14 protein-coding genes are annotated in these 13,723 nt (G+C 59.2%); 4 read left to right on the top strand and 10 right to left on the bottom strand.

The features are described 5' to 3' along the window. Positions 1-32 precede the first annotated feature (32 nt). Entirely contained in the window at positions 33-1,805 is a 1,773-nt protein-coding gene (locus MRBLMS1_RS14670; protein WP_485879991.1) for a ShlB/FhaC/HecB family hemolysin secretion/activation protein, read from the bottom strand. A 468-nt stretch (positions 1,806-2,273) separates the two neighbouring features. On the opposite strand from MRBLMS1_RS14670, the gene MRBLMS1_RS14665 reads away from it, so the two are divergent. Next, the gene (locus MRBLMS1_RS14665) at positions 2,274-2,882 is read left to right on the top strand and encodes a DUF4291 domain-containing protein (RefSeq protein ID WP_485879989.1); all 609 of its coding nucleotides are present in this window, start codon (positions 2,274-2,276) and stop codon (positions 2,880-2,882) included. 113 nt (positions 2,883-2,995) lie between these two features. After that, positions 2,996-3,433, top strand: a complete 438-nt coding sequence (locus MRBLMS1_RS14660; RefSeq protein WP_485879987.1) for a helix-turn-helix domain-containing protein — start codon at positions 2,996-2,998, stop codon at positions 3,431-3,433. Between the two features lie 220 nt (positions 3,434-3,653). On the opposite strand, the gene guaA is transcribed toward MRBLMS1_RS14660, so the two are convergent. Beyond that, positions 3,654-5,264, bottom strand: a complete 1,611-nt coding sequence (gene guaA / locus MRBLMS1_RS14655) for a glutamine-hydrolyzing GMP synthase (RefSeq protein WP_485879985.1) — start codon at positions 5,262-5,264, stop codon at positions 3,654-3,656. A 66-nt stretch (positions 5,265-5,330) separates the two neighbouring features. Further along, positions 5,331-6,791, bottom strand: a complete 1,461-nt coding sequence (gene guaB / locus MRBLMS1_RS14650; RefSeq protein WP_034752206.1) for an IMP dehydrogenase — start codon at positions 6,789-6,791, stop codon at positions 5,331-5,333. A 364-nt stretch (positions 6,792-7,155) separates the two neighbouring features. Between guaB and MRBLMS1_RS14645 the strand changes: the two genes are divergently transcribed. Beyond that, positions 7,156-7,335, top strand: a complete 180-nt coding sequence (locus tag MRBLMS1_RS14645) for a hypothetical protein (protein WP_485879983.1) — start codon at positions 7,156-7,158, stop codon at positions 7,333-7,335. Between the two features lie 666 nt (positions 7,336-8,001). Here the strand turns inward: MRBLMS1_RS14645 and MRBLMS1_RS14640 are convergent. After that, the gene (locus MRBLMS1_RS14640; RefSeq protein ID WP_485879981.1) at positions 8,002-8,703 is read right to left on the bottom strand and encodes an SOS response-associated peptidase; all 702 of its coding nucleotides are present in this window, start codon (positions 8,701-8,703) and stop codon (positions 8,002-8,004) included. Positions 8,704-8,905: 202 nt separating this feature from the next. On the opposite strand from MRBLMS1_RS14640, the gene MRBLMS1_RS14635 reads away from it, so the two are divergent. After that, on the top strand, positions 8,906-9,277 hold the full coding sequence (locus MRBLMS1_RS14635) for a hypothetical protein (protein WP_485879980.1): 372 nt from the start codon (positions 8,906-8,908) through the stop codon (positions 9,275-9,277). A gap of 30 nt (positions 9,278-9,307) precedes the next feature. Here the strand turns inward: MRBLMS1_RS14635 and MRBLMS1_RS14630 are convergent, their stop codons facing one another. From MRBLMS1_RS14630 to MRBLMS1_RS14605, 6 genes are all read right to left on the bottom strand, one after another. Continuing rightward, positions 9,308-9,832: a hypothetical protein gene (locus MRBLMS1_RS14630; protein WP_485879978.1), complete on the bottom strand. Its 525-nt coding sequence runs from the start codon at positions 9,830-9,832 to the stop codon at positions 9,308-9,310. Then, positions 9,829-10,353 carry a glycoside hydrolase family 19 protein gene (locus MRBLMS1_RS14625; protein WP_485879976.1) on the bottom strand — a complete coding sequence of 175 codons (525 nt, stop codon included), beginning with the start codon at positions 10,351-10,353 and terminating at the stop codon, positions 9,829-9,831. Before MRBLMS1_RS14625 ends, MRBLMS1_RS14630 begins: the two co-directional genes overlap by 4 nt. Then, positions 10,350-10,679, bottom strand: coding sequence for a hypothetical protein (locus MRBLMS1_RS14620; RefSeq protein WP_485879974.1), 330 nt, complete (start codon positions 10,677-10,679; stop codon positions 10,350-10,352). The genes MRBLMS1_RS14625 and MRBLMS1_RS14620 overlap by 4 nt, the downstream gene beginning before the upstream one ends. Before the next feature lie 174 nt (positions 10,680-10,853). Beyond that, entirely contained in the window at positions 10,854-12,098 is a 1,245-nt protein-coding gene (locus MRBLMS1_RS14615) for a tail fiber domain-containing protein (protein ID WP_485879973.1), read from the bottom strand. After that, entirely contained in the window at positions 12,098-12,928 is an 831-nt protein-coding gene (locus MRBLMS1_RS14610) for a hypothetical protein (protein ID WP_485879971.1), read from the bottom strand. The genes MRBLMS1_RS14615 and MRBLMS1_RS14610 overlap by 1 nt, the downstream gene beginning before the upstream one ends. A gap of 4 nt (positions 12,929-12,932) precedes the next feature. Next, entirely contained in the window at positions 12,933-13,631 is a 699-nt protein-coding gene (locus tag MRBLMS1_RS14605; protein ID WP_139089421.1) for a hypothetical protein, read from the bottom strand. Positions 13,632-13,723: the final 92 nt, after the last annotated feature.

Genomic DNA, 13,723 nt, shown 5'->3' with positions numbered 1-13,723 from the left:
TCTTTAAAACAACATAATTACATTGCCAATTCTTAATAACTGGCATTCAAGCTAAAACCGGCCGTATGGCTGGCCGTACGGAACAGCTCGGGTTTGCGCACGGGCCAGCCGACGAAGGCGTCGTACTGCACCCCCAGCCACTGGCCGCGCAAACCGACAAAGCCGCCCGTCAGGCGCCGCGCGATCAGCCATTCAGCGGACGGTCCCGACACTTCGCCGTGGTCCAGCCCGGCATACGCTTCCTGGCCGCTGCTGCCCAGCGGCACGCCCAGCTCGTTGCGCAGCAGCCAGCCCCGCTCGGCAGACAGGCTGCTTTCGCCGTCGTAGCCGCGCACCGTGTAGCGTCCACCGATGGCGAAGCGGTCCTGCGGCACCAGCGGCGTGCGGTTGTGCTGCATGCGCCAGCTGCCCGTGTAGCGCAGCGGCTGGCCGGCCAGCTTGAACGGCGCCGACAAGGCCGCATCGGCCAGGATCAGTTTGAAACGCGACGTACCCTCGCCAAACGCTTCCTCGGGCGCCGCCAGCGCGTCCATCGCGCCCGTGCCGCGCCGGTATTGCAGGTTCAGGTCCAGCGTCGCCTGGCCCAGGAATTCGCGATGGCCGATACCCAGTTCCCAGCCAGCCATGCGGCGGCGCTGCACTTCCACTTCCGTGTCGTCGATGAAGTTTTGCGCCGCTCGCTGCCAGCCGCGCAGGGACAACGTCGTCTTGCGCGACGCGTCGCGGTAGACCAGGCGCGACAGTTTCACTTCGCGATTCTGGCTGGCGCCGCTGTAGTTGTAGTCTTGATTGATGCCGGCCACGGACTGGTGGTAATGGCTGTCGCTCACCGTAAAAGCCAGCAACCAGTAGGCGTAGGGAATCGAATAGTGGGCCACCATGCCGCCCGTGCCGCGCGGGCCGTTGCGGTCGCCGTCGACGTTCTGGTTCAGGCTCAGGTAAAACAGGTCGTTCAGGGTCAGCCAGTGGTCGTACGACAGGGTCACGCTGCCCTGCAGCTTGCCCGTCGAGCGCGAACCGCCATCGTCCAGGCCCAGCGCCAGCCGGAATGGCAAGCCCTGCTTCCACTGGATCTGCAGATCGCTCTCGCCCGGCTTGGCGTTGCCGCCCTCGGCCGGCATGATCTGGATATCGGCCTCGGCCGTCGGCACGCGCTTGAAATTCTCCAGCGCCTGCTCCGTATCACGCACATTGAGTAGCTCGCCCGGGCGGGCCGGCACGGCATTCCACCAGGTACCTCGGGGATTGGTGCCGGGCGCAAAACCGATCTGGCGGATGCGCCCCGGTATCAAGGTCAACGCCAGGGTGCCACGGCTCAAGTCCTGCGGTTCGGCAAGCACGCGCGTGGTGACATAACCGCGCGCGATCACGGCGTTCTGCATGCGGCCCATCAGCACATTGATGGCCTGCGTGCCCAGGCAGCGCCCCAGCGCAGAATCCGGCGCGCCCAGGTCGTCGCGCCCGGCGGCATCCAATGCCCATTGGAACCGGGCGGCATCCTCGCCCCGCAATTCCAGGTGGTCAATCGTAAAACACGGCGACTCGCCTGCCGGCAAGCGGTTGGCGGACACGGCCGCCGGCGCCTCGAGCAGGCGCACGTCGGGATTGCGCTCCTGCTGCTGGCGCAGGAGGCGCTCGCGTTCTTGCTGGCGTATCAATTCTTGGCTGGCATCGTCGCGCTGGCTGATGCCAGGCGTGGTGGAAAGGGGCGGCGCGATTTCAGGACGGGTCTGCGCGGACACGGCGGCACACAAGGTACCGCTAAACAAAAATACACCGCACCATGGCGTCAAGCGCAGGTGCATATGTTGCCTTACGTAATTATTTTCTTAAGTAGATTATAAAATAATTATTTCCGCATAGCAATTTTATTTATTTCTTGAGAACTTTACCTCTTTGGTAACTGTCTTTCAACTATCCAATTACCACTAGTAAAACAGGTGGACAGGCGATGGCGATGCGTACCGTATTAACTCAGATCGCGTCAGGATGCCCCAGCCTTCCCACCGTCTTGATCGGCAAGCTACGCACCCTGCGCATGCAGCGGGACAAGGCCAAGGTCGTGTAAGATTTACGAAGCTGACCATGCCCCACTTTCGCCAGTCAGGCCATCCACCTTGCTCCCCCTTCTGATGGGTCCACCGGCATGGCCTATCAACCGGCGACGGATGGCTGGCAGAAGGATTGCTTAGGCCACGCGCAGGAGTCGGGCGGCACGGTCAGCACCATGTTCAAACTCGCCGGAATTCTCTCTGGCTTCAACCAAGGTAACAATGCAACAAGATGATCAGCAGCACCTAACATCAACCATCCCTGAACGTCAGATCAGGGCCACCTACGATGAATCGACCATCCGTGTCTATCAAGCCTATCCGGATGCGATCGCGGATGGAGCATTAACGAACGGTACATTTACTTCGCCCCCATTCAAAATGGAACGCATGACCTGGATTAAACCGTCTTTCTTATGGATGATGTATCGCGCGGGCTGGGGATTCAAAGACGCTGGTCAGCAACGCATACTGGCGATCGATATCAGCAGAACGGGATTTGAATGGGCACTGGAGCACGGTTGCCTGAGCCACGCGGATGCATCCATGAGCAAGGATGAATGGTCGGCGAAGAAAGAGGCATCGCCCGTGCGCATCCAATGGGACCCGGAGCGGGATCTGCTGTTGCGGCCGCAAGCTCACAGAGCCATTCAGATCGGCCTCAGCAAAAAGGCGATAGAACTTTACGTACATCAATGGATAACCAGGGTGGCGGATGTGACGCCGCTGGCCCACGCAATCCATGCGCTGCTCGCCCAAGGGAAAATTGAGGAAGCAAAGCACATGCTTCCGCAAGAAAAACCGTATTCGTCAGTATTTCATCCATCCTGAGCGCTGACAATCAGGCTGTGGCTAGCAAGATGCTCTCGTTCCTTCCGTCATTGTGGAGACAGCCGCGTCACAGCCGGTCATTCACGAACGTTGTATATTGAAATGCAATATGTATGTCTGGCAACACCCATGTTTCTGAGCGCCTCAAAAGCTGCCGCGAGAATCTTCATATCTCACAAGTGCTGCTTGCCGAACGGGCGGGCATCAATCCCACGCAACTGTATCGCTATGAATCAGGCAAAGCCAAACTGCTTATGGACGCGGCGGAGAAGATTGCCGCGGCCCTCGGCGTCAGCACCGCCTGGCTTGTGCATGGGACTTTACCCATCGCCAGAGGGACGCAAATCGACCCACCAGTGCCAGCCGGAGGGGAGCTAATCCTGAATTTTCTGGAACTTCCCCCCGTGCTTGCCTCCGCCGTGAAGCGCCTGTCCATACAAAATGGCAGCACCGTAGAAATAGAGCTGCTGAACCTCGCGCATCAAGGCCTCGAAGCCATGCGCAAAAAAGCCTTGCCTTGCGCCGAGTCCGCAAGCAAGAGCGAGAAATAGCAGGATCACTACCCTGCTCACCGACCTTCGCGATCAGAAAGCCACTTGACGGCTAGATGGAGTCGTTGACCTGGGATCACGGTGTGGACGTCAATGCAAGTATTTACTTGACGCGAACGATCAACCGCACGCACATCAAAAAAAATGGCCATTGATAATTTTTTGAATTATCAACGGCCATCAATTTTTCACTTTAAATCAAGCAGTTAAAGCGAACCCATCACTCCCATTCAATGGTCGCCGGTGGCTTGCCCGAAATATCGTAGACGACGCGGTTGATGCCGCGCACTTCATTGATGATGCGGTTCGAGACCTTGCCCAGCAGGCTGTGCGGCAGGTGCGCCCAGTGGGCCGTCATGAAGTCCTGCGTTTGCACGGCGCGCAGGGCCACCACGTATTCGTAGGTGCGGCCATCGCCCATCACGCCCACCGATTTGACGGGCAGGAAGACGGCGAATGCCTGGCTCGTCGCTTCGTACCAGTTGGTCGGAACGCTATCCTGGTCGAAGCCAGGAACCACGACAGGCTCATACGGCGTATTGCGCAGTTCTTCGATGAAGATGGCATCGGCGCGGCGCAGCAGGTCGGCGTAGTCTTTCTTGACTTCGCCAAGGATGCGCACACCGAGGCCCGGGCCCGGGAATGGGTGGCGGTAGACCATGTCATGCGGCAAGCCCAAGGCCACGCCGAGTTTACGCACTTCGTCCTTGAACAGTTCGCGCAGCGGCTCGAGCAATTTCAGCTTCATGGTGTCCGGCAAGCCGCCCACGTTGTGGTGGCTCTTGATGGTCTGGCCTTTTTTACCTTTGCCGGCCGATTCGATCACGTCCGGGTAAATCGTTCCTTGCGCCAGCCATTTGGCGTTAACCAGCTTGCCAGATTCCACCTGGAACACTTCGACGAATTCGCGGCCGATGATCTTGCGCTTTTGCTCAGGATCGGTGACGCCGGCCAGGTGGCCCATGAACTGGTCTTCCGCATCGACGCGGATGACTTTCACGCCCAGGTTCTTGGCGAACATGTCCATCACCATCTTGCCTTCGTCCAGGCGCAGCAGGCCGTGGTCGACGAAGACGCAGGTCAGCTGGTCGCCGATGGCGCGGTGGATCAGGGCTGCCGCGACGGAGGAGTCAACGCCGCCGGACAGGCCCAGGATGACGTCGTCGATGCCCACTTGCGCGCGGATTTTTTCCACCGCTTCGCTGATGTAGTCGGGCATGTTCCAGTCCGACTTGCAGCCGCAGATTTCATGCACGAAACGGCCGAGCATGGCCTTGCCCTGCACCGTGTGCGTCACTTCCGGGTGGAATTGCACGCCGTAGAACTGGCGCTCTTCATCGGCCATGGCGGCGATCGGGCAGCTCGGGGTGTTGCCCATCAGCTTGAAGCCTGGCGGCATTTCCAGCACCTTGTCGCCATGGCTCATCCACACTTTCAGCATGCCGTGGCCTTCGTCGGTAACGAAGTCGGCGATACCGTTGAGCAACTTGGTGTGGCTGCGGGCACGCACTTCGGCGTAGCCGAATTCGCGTACCAGGCCGTTTTCCACCTTGCCACCCAGCTGGGCCGCCATGGTTTGCATGCCGTAGCAGATGCCCAGCACGGGCACGCCCAGCTCGAACACGGCTTGCGGCGCACGCGGCGAGTCGCCGTCCAGGGTGGAATTGTGGCTGCCCGACAGGATCACGCCGGCGGCGCCATAGTTGCGCACGAACTCGTCGCTGACGTCATACGGGAAGACTTCGGAAAACACGCCGGAATCGCGCACGCGGCGGGCGATCAACTGGGTGACTTGGGAACCGAAATCGAGAATGAGGATTTTAGAATGCATGATGGGGACTTTATCTGAGGTCATTACAAAACCGGCGCACTAGGCGCCGGTCTGGTGTGTCGCTATTTACTCGGAACGGTAATTCGGCGCTTCCTTGGTAATCTGCACATCATGGACATGCGACTCGCGCATGCCGGCCGAGGTGATTTCCACGAATTCCGCTTTTTCGCGCAGTTCGTCGATGGTGGCGCAACCGCAGTAACCCATCGATTGACGCACGCCGCCCACCAGCTGGAAGATGATCGCCAGCACGCTGCCCTTGTAGGCGACGCGGCCTTCGATACCTTCAGGCACGAACTTGTCGGCCTTCATGGTGGCGTCCTGGAAATAACGGTCAGCCGAACCATCGGACATCGCGCCCAGCGAACCCATGCCGCGGTACGATTTGTAGCTGCGGCCCTGGTACAGGATCACTTCGCCTGGCGCTTCTTCCGTACCGGCAAACATGGAACCCATCATGACGGTCGAGGCGCCAGCGGCCAGCGCTTTCGAGATATCGCCCGAGAAGCGGATACCGCCGTCGGCGATACATGGCACGCCCGTGCCTTCCAGTGCTTCGGCAACATTCGAGATGGCCGTGATTTGCGGCACGCCCACACCGGCGACGATACGCGTGGTGCAGATCGAGCCAGGACCGATGCCGACCTTGACCGCATCGGCGCCGTATTCCACCAGCGCCTTGGCGGCAGCAGCGGTAGCGATGTTGCCGCCAATCACTTCGACTTGCGGATACTTGGTCTTGATCCAGCGTACGCGGTCGAGGATGCCTTGCGAGTGGCCGTGGGCCGTGTCGACCACCAGCACGTCGACGCCGGCAGCGACCAGCAGGTCGATGCGCTCTTCATCCTTGGCACCCACGCCGACGGCAGCGCCGACCAGCAGTTTGCCCTGGCTGTCTTTCGACGCGAACGGGTGGGAAGTCGATTTCTGGATATCCTTGACGGTAATCAGGCCGCGCAGTTCGAATGCGTCGTTGACGACCAGCACGCGCTCGAGGCGGTGCTTGTTCATCAGGCGCTTGGCTTCGGCCGTATCGGCGTCTTCCTTGACGACCACCAGCTTTTCGCGCGGGGTCATCTTGGCGGAAGCTTCCGCGTCGAGTTCCTGCTCAAAACGCAAATCGCGGTTGGTGATGATGCCGACGACTTCCTTGCCCTTGACGACAGGGAAACCGCTGATGCCGTATTGTTCCGTCAGCGCGATCACGTCGCGGATTTTCATTTCCGGCGGAATCGTGATCGGATCACGCAGCACACCTGCTTCGAAACGCTTTACGCGGGCCACTTCACGTGCCTGGTCCTTCGGATTCAAATTCTTGTGGATGATGCCGATGCCGCCTTCCTGGGCCATCGCGATCGCCAGACGGGCTTCCGTCACCGTATCCATGGCTGCGGACAGCAAGGGAATATTCAAGGTGATATTGCGGGTCAGGCGAGTTTTGAGGGACGTATCGGCGGGCAGAACGTTGGAGTAGGCTGGGACGAGCAGCACGTCATCGAATGTGAGTGCTTTTTGAAGTAGACGCATAGCATTTCCTATTGGCGCAAAAGCAGATTATACGGAAATTCTCATCTTTTGTCTTGAACTTCGGCAAACCTTTGTAGACATAGTGGGAATGCGACCACCGCATTTATTGAGTGGTCTGGAAAAGTCTGGAAAAGTCTACGTTTTCGCCCAAATTCCGCCCGCGTTTTTTACCGCTTCCACCGACAGAAGCGCTCCTTGCTGAGCATCCGCAAGAGCAGTCCGGCCGGCGCGCCCAACAATAGAATTATCTTCCGCTAACTATAGGTCTGAAATGAAGTGCCAACTTATAGCGCTCATCTTACCAGCTCTGTCTGCCTGCGTTACCAGCGGCGGCACTGGCCATGCCGACATTGATCTGGTGGGCATGAACAGCTTCGCCCTCGCCGCCCGCTACGGCACGCCCGCCAGCTATCAACACCTCGGCGAATATCTGCAGCTGAACTATGGCAGCGCGGCCGTTGGCTGCCAAGTTATCGTGCTGGTCGACCAAGCGCAGCGCGTAGCTGGCTGGGCAGCGGCGGGGAAATCTTGCCCGGCCCGCTGAGCGGCCGGCGGCTCATGCGGGTGGCTGCATTACAACAAAGCATGGCTGGCCGTCCAGTTGTACCCGAAGCGAAGCACGGATCAGTCCAGACATGCCTACGCGCGGGCCCAGGCTTCGATCTAATTCGTCGGCCGTAGCGGCAATCTCGCGCAGACGGCGCACCTCCCACAAGAGCGCGATCACGTCGGCCGAGTCGTTGCGATCTTGGATTTCTTTCAGCTGCTCGATGCTGAGGGGCGAACGATACCTGCCCATGATCAACCCCCACCTGCCGTTGCCGCGGAAAATGGCATAGCCTCCTGCGGCGCCCGCATGGAAATAATCTCTACACGCCATTCCTGCAGGTAAGTCGGACCGTTTTTATCCTCCTGGCTACCTTCGCGCTGCCAGCCCCGCCATACCAGAAAGCAATCGCGCATTCCAGTGCAAACTGCCTCATGCAGACAAGGGTAAAGGTCCTTCCCATCCGCAAAACCACCAGGCGCATGCACTTGCAAGACGGGGTAGCCGCCAACGCGAAATAGGGTTATCTCACCAAAAACACCCGGTTCGTTGGCGAGATCCCGCTCTGATTTGCGGACGCCACGGCGCCGCACCTGTTTAACATTACTGTACATGCATACAGTATATTAACTAAAGTGAGGGTCGGGAAGTCGAAATTTGTAACTAGAAGAGCCCGCCCTGCCCCACAGGCGTAACTGGCCCAGGCGCTTTCGCACGGGTTCGCGGCTGCATCGGATCGGGCTGCGCAACGAGCAGCTCTGCAGGATACTGCCGATAAACGTCCTCTTCCGATACCAGCGAGCCGTCCAGCCAGCCTTGATACTGGTCAGGGTCCAGGATCATCACCATGCGCTTTTCGTCGTCTGGTTTGTGGAAGCGCCGCATCAGCAGATGCCCGTCGGCGTTGATCGTGAGCATCGAGAACGACAACAGCTGGTCGGCCGGGCGATATTCCCAGATGCCGGCGATGGCCACCGGCCCGCCGTCAGCGCGCTCGATGCGCCAGCGCACAGGCTTGCCGGTTTCGTAGTTGGGTTCGAAGAAGTTGACCGCAGGAATGATGCAAAACTGCTTGCGCTTCCAGGCGCTGCGGAAGGATGGCTTGCTGGCCACCGTCTCGGTGCGGGCGTTGTAGGTCTGCCGAGCCAGCTTGTGGTCTGCCCAGTGGGGGACCATGCCGAACATGGCAGGGGCGATTTCGAGCTTACCGGGCGCTTCGTGCGAACCACGCAGGATAGGCGCCATGTAGCCGGGCCATGCTTCTGGAGGCAACTCGAGTTGTGGCGATCGAACGCCGAAGCGGTCTTCGATTTGCTCTTTACGGCTGGGGGTGTAGTCGGCGCACATAGCATTACTGTAATGCATAATTGTGGCTCATGCTGCACGACTACGTGGACGAGAAGCGAGCTGCTTGGGCAGCACTGGGAGAGAAATTGGCTGCGCTAATCGCACCTCGTGACAATGTGTGAGTATTTCCTGTTGGCAATTTGCTATACTTCCGGCCTTAATTAACAATATTTCAATACATAAATATTGAAATTTAATCTCTAAGAAAAATGATAGGGCAATGAAAAGATTAACGACTGTCTTCGCTATTTATTGTATTTGGTGCTCTATTCTTGCCTTTGTTGACGTCGATTGGGATGCAGAGAGTGAGCTTACAGTCAAGGATTCGATGTACAAACAAACCTTGTACATGAATCGACCGCAACTGAAAGTATATTTTAACGACCTTGATACCATTGAGTCTGCGTCAATGATGGGAGGGACTAAAGGAAATTTTTTAGACGGAAAAGAAGTTGGCGACATACATGAGTTAGCCAACAGAATTCGATCAAAAAAGGGTCAAGAGGCTATTGAATATCCATCAAAACCATTTATCGATAGCGTCCGCAGTTTCTTTGTAATTCCGTTTCAAGTGTGGATATCCAGGGCGTAAATTGGGGCCAGAGTGCCGCAGAAATTTCTATCATTTTCTCAAACCACTTGCCAGCACAAACGCTTGGCAAGCCCGTCCCGTCGCCGCCACCTCCTCCGTCTGCAGGATCAGGGCTTGAATATCTCGCGCCACCGCGTCAGGAAGTAGCCCGCCGGCGGGATCGGCTGCAGCGCCTCCTTCGGCGCTACCGGCACCGGCCGGGGCGGCAGGTCCAGCACTTGCACAGAAGGCGGGCTTGCGCATGCGCTCAGCAGCAGCAAGGCGAGCGCGAACATCGTTGATTTCGTCATCGTAGACTTTCTTGACGGCCGCCGCCTTGGCAGCCTGTTGCCTGGCTTGCACCAAGTTCTCGGCGGCGCGCTGCGCCACCGCCTTCGTTTCCGCTACCGCACGGGTCTTCTTGTCGGCATCCCACAGCGCCTGCACCGCCGCCCTCCCCTGGGCGTTGCCTTGTGCGCGCTGGTGCAGCATGCCGGCGCCGGACAGCATGCACAGCAGCACGGCACCGTAAAGCCAGCCAGGCACTACGCTCGCCAGCTTGGTCAGCGCGATCACACCAGCACCTTGCGTGCTTCTCGATACAAAGTCAGGCGCTCGGCCAAGCCGTTCACTCCACCGTTGATGCGGCGCGTCACCCGTTCCTGGTCGCCAGCATCGGCCAAGGCATTCAGGCCGCGCGTCTGCCAGAACCAGCCGGCCGAACGGCAGGCGTTGACGGTCTGCTCGATCAGCTCAGGCTGGGCCAGCAGATCCAGGCCCAGCGCCTTGCCGCAGGCGGCGTAGTTCGCGCGGCCGGTCACCTGCAGCAGGCCACGCCCACGGAAGCGTACGCCGTCGCCACGCTGCGTGTTGCCCAGGTCGGCACGACCTTCGTACGCCTGGCCGCTGGCCAGCTCACGCACATAGCGCAGCTGGCCGGACTCGTGCCCGACTTGGGACAGGAACGACGCCTGGCGCGCCAGTGTCGTGATCCCGAACTCCACCATGGCCGCGTTCAACGGCGCCAAGAAGGCTGCCGCGCGGCTGCGGGCCAGCGGCATGACGGCCAGCAGCTGGGCCAGCGTGACGGCGCTCACAGGCCACCCCGCACGTCCTTGACGGTGGCGACCGCGTCGCGAGCCAGCTCGCCGATGTCCTTGTCGCGGCGTTTGTCGAACCAGCGCACCGTGGCGCCCAGCACCCACCAGGCGGGCAAGCCGGCAGCCACCATCAGCGGCGCAGCGATGAACAGGAAGCCCAGCGCCGGGTCGCTGCCGTACAGCACGGCGACGGCGCGCGCGCTGTCGAACAGGCCCGGCATCCAGTTGCGCACGACCACGACCAGGGCCGGGCCCATCAAGGCGGAAAAGAGAATGGTGACGAAGAAGCGCACGCCCGCCTCCTTGGCAGTTTTTGGCCACATAAACATGAACCCCAGTGAAGTTGCGGCAGCGCCGGCCAGAACCGGGATGCCAAAAATTTTAATCAGTGCGCCGCCGGCGGCGGTCGTTTCGATGGCCATGTAGTGCCTTTCAGGTGGTGGAAATGAAAAAGCCGCCCGAAGGCGGCTGGATTGCTGTAAGTCAACATCGTAAAATTACGAAACTGCGCTTTCCAAGGCGGCGAGCCGGGCCTCGATCGCAGCTTGGCGCGCTTCGAAACCAGCCGCGATAAACTGATTCAACTCGTCGTAGCGGAATGCGTACCGGTCGCCGGCGGGAATCGTTTCCGTCCATGCTGCCTGCATTTCCCTGTCGTCTGTCGCTTCGATGGCGGCATGCTCGATGGTTTCACCCACCCACGAGTCGTAGCAGATAAATCCGTAGTTGAACGGGTCGAGGCCGTGCGATTCCATGATCTGTATAGCGGCCTGGACGGTCGGCCCGATATGTTCTCGGGCACCATCCCCCTTCAATGCTATCGCGGTTTTCCAGCGATAAACTCCAATCGCCCGCGCCAGATCGGCGGCCGCCGCAATTTCCGAAGGCGTGGGAGCGCGAAACATATCTTTTTCGCGCGCATCAGACGTGATGGTCGGCGACACCGTGAAATACGAATTCGTCCAGCGGAAATTCGTAGCACCAAAACCTAATACCGCATCCGCGGATGGCAGCACAATCCCGGCGTCGGCTGCTAAATGCAAGTTTCCAACTGCTCTCAGCACCAAATTACCACCGCTACCGCTCCCGATTGCCGCTCCACCATCTGTCCCGATGTAGCCGACGGGTGTACTTGTTCCACCCCGAATAAATGCGAGGTACGACGAACTCGCCGCAGCGGAACCGAGTGATCCCCAATTGGCCGCGCCGGAATTCAACGATAGCGGCCCACCGCTATGCAACCAGGTGCCAGTGGTGATCGGATTTGCCGAATTCGCCTTCAAATTGAGTGCGGCCTGCTGCGCGATCGACACCGGTTTGTTGGCATCGCTGGTATTGTCGGCATTGGGCAGTCCGGCATCAGCCTTGCTGCCTTTATTTGCCTTTCCGTCCAACGCTGCCTGCTGCGCGATCGACACCGGTTTGTTGGCATCGCTGGTATTGTCGGCATTGGGCAGTCCGGCATCAGCCTTGCTGCCTTTATTTGCCTTTCCGTCCAACGCTGCCTGCTGCGCGATCGACACTGGTTTGTCGGCATCGCTGGTATTGTCGACAGACCCAAGGTCCACGTCACCTTTATTGCCCGAAGTGGCTACGGCCGCCAGCGCGGGTTTGTTCAGAATCTCCTTGACGGAGCCAGGAGCAGCGTCCCAGTCGACCTGAATTGGCAACAGCTGTCCCTTGGCCAACTGATTAAGCGCGTCGAGCCAATTCTTCATTTCTGGGTAAAAAATGTCTGCCATTACAGTTCCTCGATATCAAGCGATGTTGCATAGGTTTGGAAATACGGTGTCGAGATGGCGGCCAGTTCAGCAAGACGGCCGTACAGCTGGTGGGTTTGCTCGAGCTGTGGATCAGCATCGTCGGGAAACAGGCTCACCAGAATCGGCAGGCGCTTGCCACTGCCGCGCACGAGGCGCCACACGGAGGCGCGATCCAGTGCTGTCATGTGCTCGAGCGGCAACGACAACTTGCGGTAGGTGCTGCCGGCAGCAACCCGCTGCTCGCCACCGGCCGTCCTGTAAAGCGTCGACGTGTCGAGCGGCGTCACGCTGGCGCCATAGCTGGCGTTGTTCTCCGGCTCCCAGTAGTTTCCCATCACCAGGCGCGAGCACTCGATGTAGCCGGCGGGGTTGCCGGGGTCGGCGAGGTCGATCACAAAATGACGCGCGGTCTTGCGCGGGAACCAGGCCCGTGCATAGGCGCCACCGCCAAACGAAAAGGCATTGACCGCCAGCGCCGTGGCACCAAAGTCCCAGGCACCCAGCGGCGCATAGGCACAGGCAAGGATCAGGCCGGTATCGATCACTGGTACGGCATCACCTGGCGCGGTATAGCCGCGCACGCGGATTTTGGCATTCGAAGTCAGGTTGCAGAACGGAAGGGCCACGCCGCCGACGATCTCGCCCAGCGGCAGCGTCGCGGTGATGGTCAGGGTTGTGCCGACCGAGCGCAGCACTGCGGACTTGCGCTCGCGCTGCAGGTTTGCCGGGCCCAGCGCGCCGGCCTGGTTCGATGCCGTCAGCGCCGCGCGGTCTGCGGCGTTGTCGTGGATGATGCGAAGATTTGCCATCGGTTCAATATCCAGTCACGTCAATAACAGCAAAAACATTTCCATGTGGCGTCTCGCCACGCACTGGAAAATACACAGCCTGCCCAGCGTTTGCCGCGAAATAACTGAATGTCATTCGCTTATCAACCTGCACGCCACCAGCAACCGCCTTTGCCATGCCCATTACTTCCGCATACAGTGCGGAAACGGCAGGTTGGGCGCCAAACACCGTCACCATCATGTTCATATATGCGGTGATGCAAATGGCTGCGTAGCTGCGACCAGGCGCATAGCTAAATACGCCGTCGCCAGTGGTGACGCCAGCAAAAACCAGCGGCTTCTTGGATGCGCAAAAAACCAGCGTCCCGTCGTCGCGGAATATTTGAGCACCAGCCGTCGCATTCGAGGTCGTAATGGGCAAGAAGAAATAGAGATCAATCGTCGTCCCAACCGGGCCGCCCGACATGATCAGCGCCGTACCCCCACTGACCGATGTGACAACGCAATACGCGTCGCAGCGCCAAGCAACAACCTCACCGGCCGCGACAGGGACAATAACGTAGCTGGCATTGACAAGATCCGGGCCCTGGTAAATCCCTTCGTCACCACCTCGATCGGTGTTGGTCACAACCTGGATGTGGCGCGCTAGCACCATAGAGCGATACATGCCATCGATTTGATAGTCATCACGCCCCTCATTTTTCAACTGGAAACCGGCAGTCATTATTTAATTCCCAAAATTAGTGAGCACGGTGGCAGGTTGGGGCTGGGATATTCTGCAGGTCGGTATCGCGTCCATGAAACCGAATCGCCAGA

Origin of the sequence: Massilia sp. LMS1-1-1.1 (genome assembly GCF_040815535.1) — a bacterium.
Lineage (GTDB): Bacteria > Pseudomonadota > Gammaproteobacteria > Burkholderiales > Burkholderiaceae_D > Janthinobacterium > Janthinobacterium aestuarii.
This window is presented reverse-complemented; position numbering and strand designations above follow the sequence as displayed.

Coding starts and splice junctions, on each gene's coding strand:
- MRBLMS1_RS14635 (WP_485879980.1), top strand. CDS start 8,906: ATGAAAAGATTAACGACTGTCTTCGCTATTTATTGTATTTGGTGCTCT.
- MRBLMS1_RS14640 (WP_485879981.1), bottom strand. CDS start 8,703: ATGCATTACAGTAATGCTATGTGCGCCGACTACACCCCCAGCCGTAAA.
- guaA (WP_485879985.1), bottom strand. CDS start 5,264: ATGCATTCTAAAATCCTCATTCTCGATTTCGGTTCCCAAGTCACCCAG.
- MRBLMS1_RS14670 (WP_485879991.1), bottom strand. CDS start 1,805: ATGCACCTGCGCTTGACGCCATGGTGCGGTGTATTTTTGTTTAGCGGT.
- MRBLMS1_RS14645 (WP_485879983.1), top strand. CDS start 7,156: ATGAACAGCTTCGCCCTCGCCGCCCGCTACGGCACGCCCGCCAGCTAT.
- MRBLMS1_RS14615 (WP_485879973.1), bottom strand. CDS start 12,098: ATGGCAGACATTTTTTACCCAGAAATGAAGAATTGGCTCGACGCGCTT.
- MRBLMS1_RS14610 (WP_485879971.1), bottom strand. CDS start 12,928: ATGGCAAATCTTCGCATCATCCACGACAACGCCGCAGACCGCGCGGCG.
- MRBLMS1_RS14660 (WP_485879987.1), top strand. CDS start 2,996: ATGTCTGGCAACACCCATGTTTCTGAGCGCCTCAAAAGCTGCCGCGAG.
- guaB (WP_034752206.1), bottom strand. CDS start 6,791: ATGCGTCTACTTCAAAAAGCACTCACATTCGATGACGTGCTGCTCGTC.
- MRBLMS1_RS14605 (WP_139089421.1), bottom strand. CDS start 13,631: ATGACTGCCGGTTTCCAGTTGAAAAATGAGGGGCGTGATGACTATCAA.
- MRBLMS1_RS14665 (WP_485879989.1), top strand. CDS start 2,274: ATGCAACAAGATGATCAGCAGCACCTAACATCAACCATCCCTGAACGT.
- MRBLMS1_RS14620 (WP_485879974.1), bottom strand. CDS start 10,679: ATGTGGCCAAAAACTGCCAAGGAGGCGGGCGTGCGCTTCTTCGTCACC.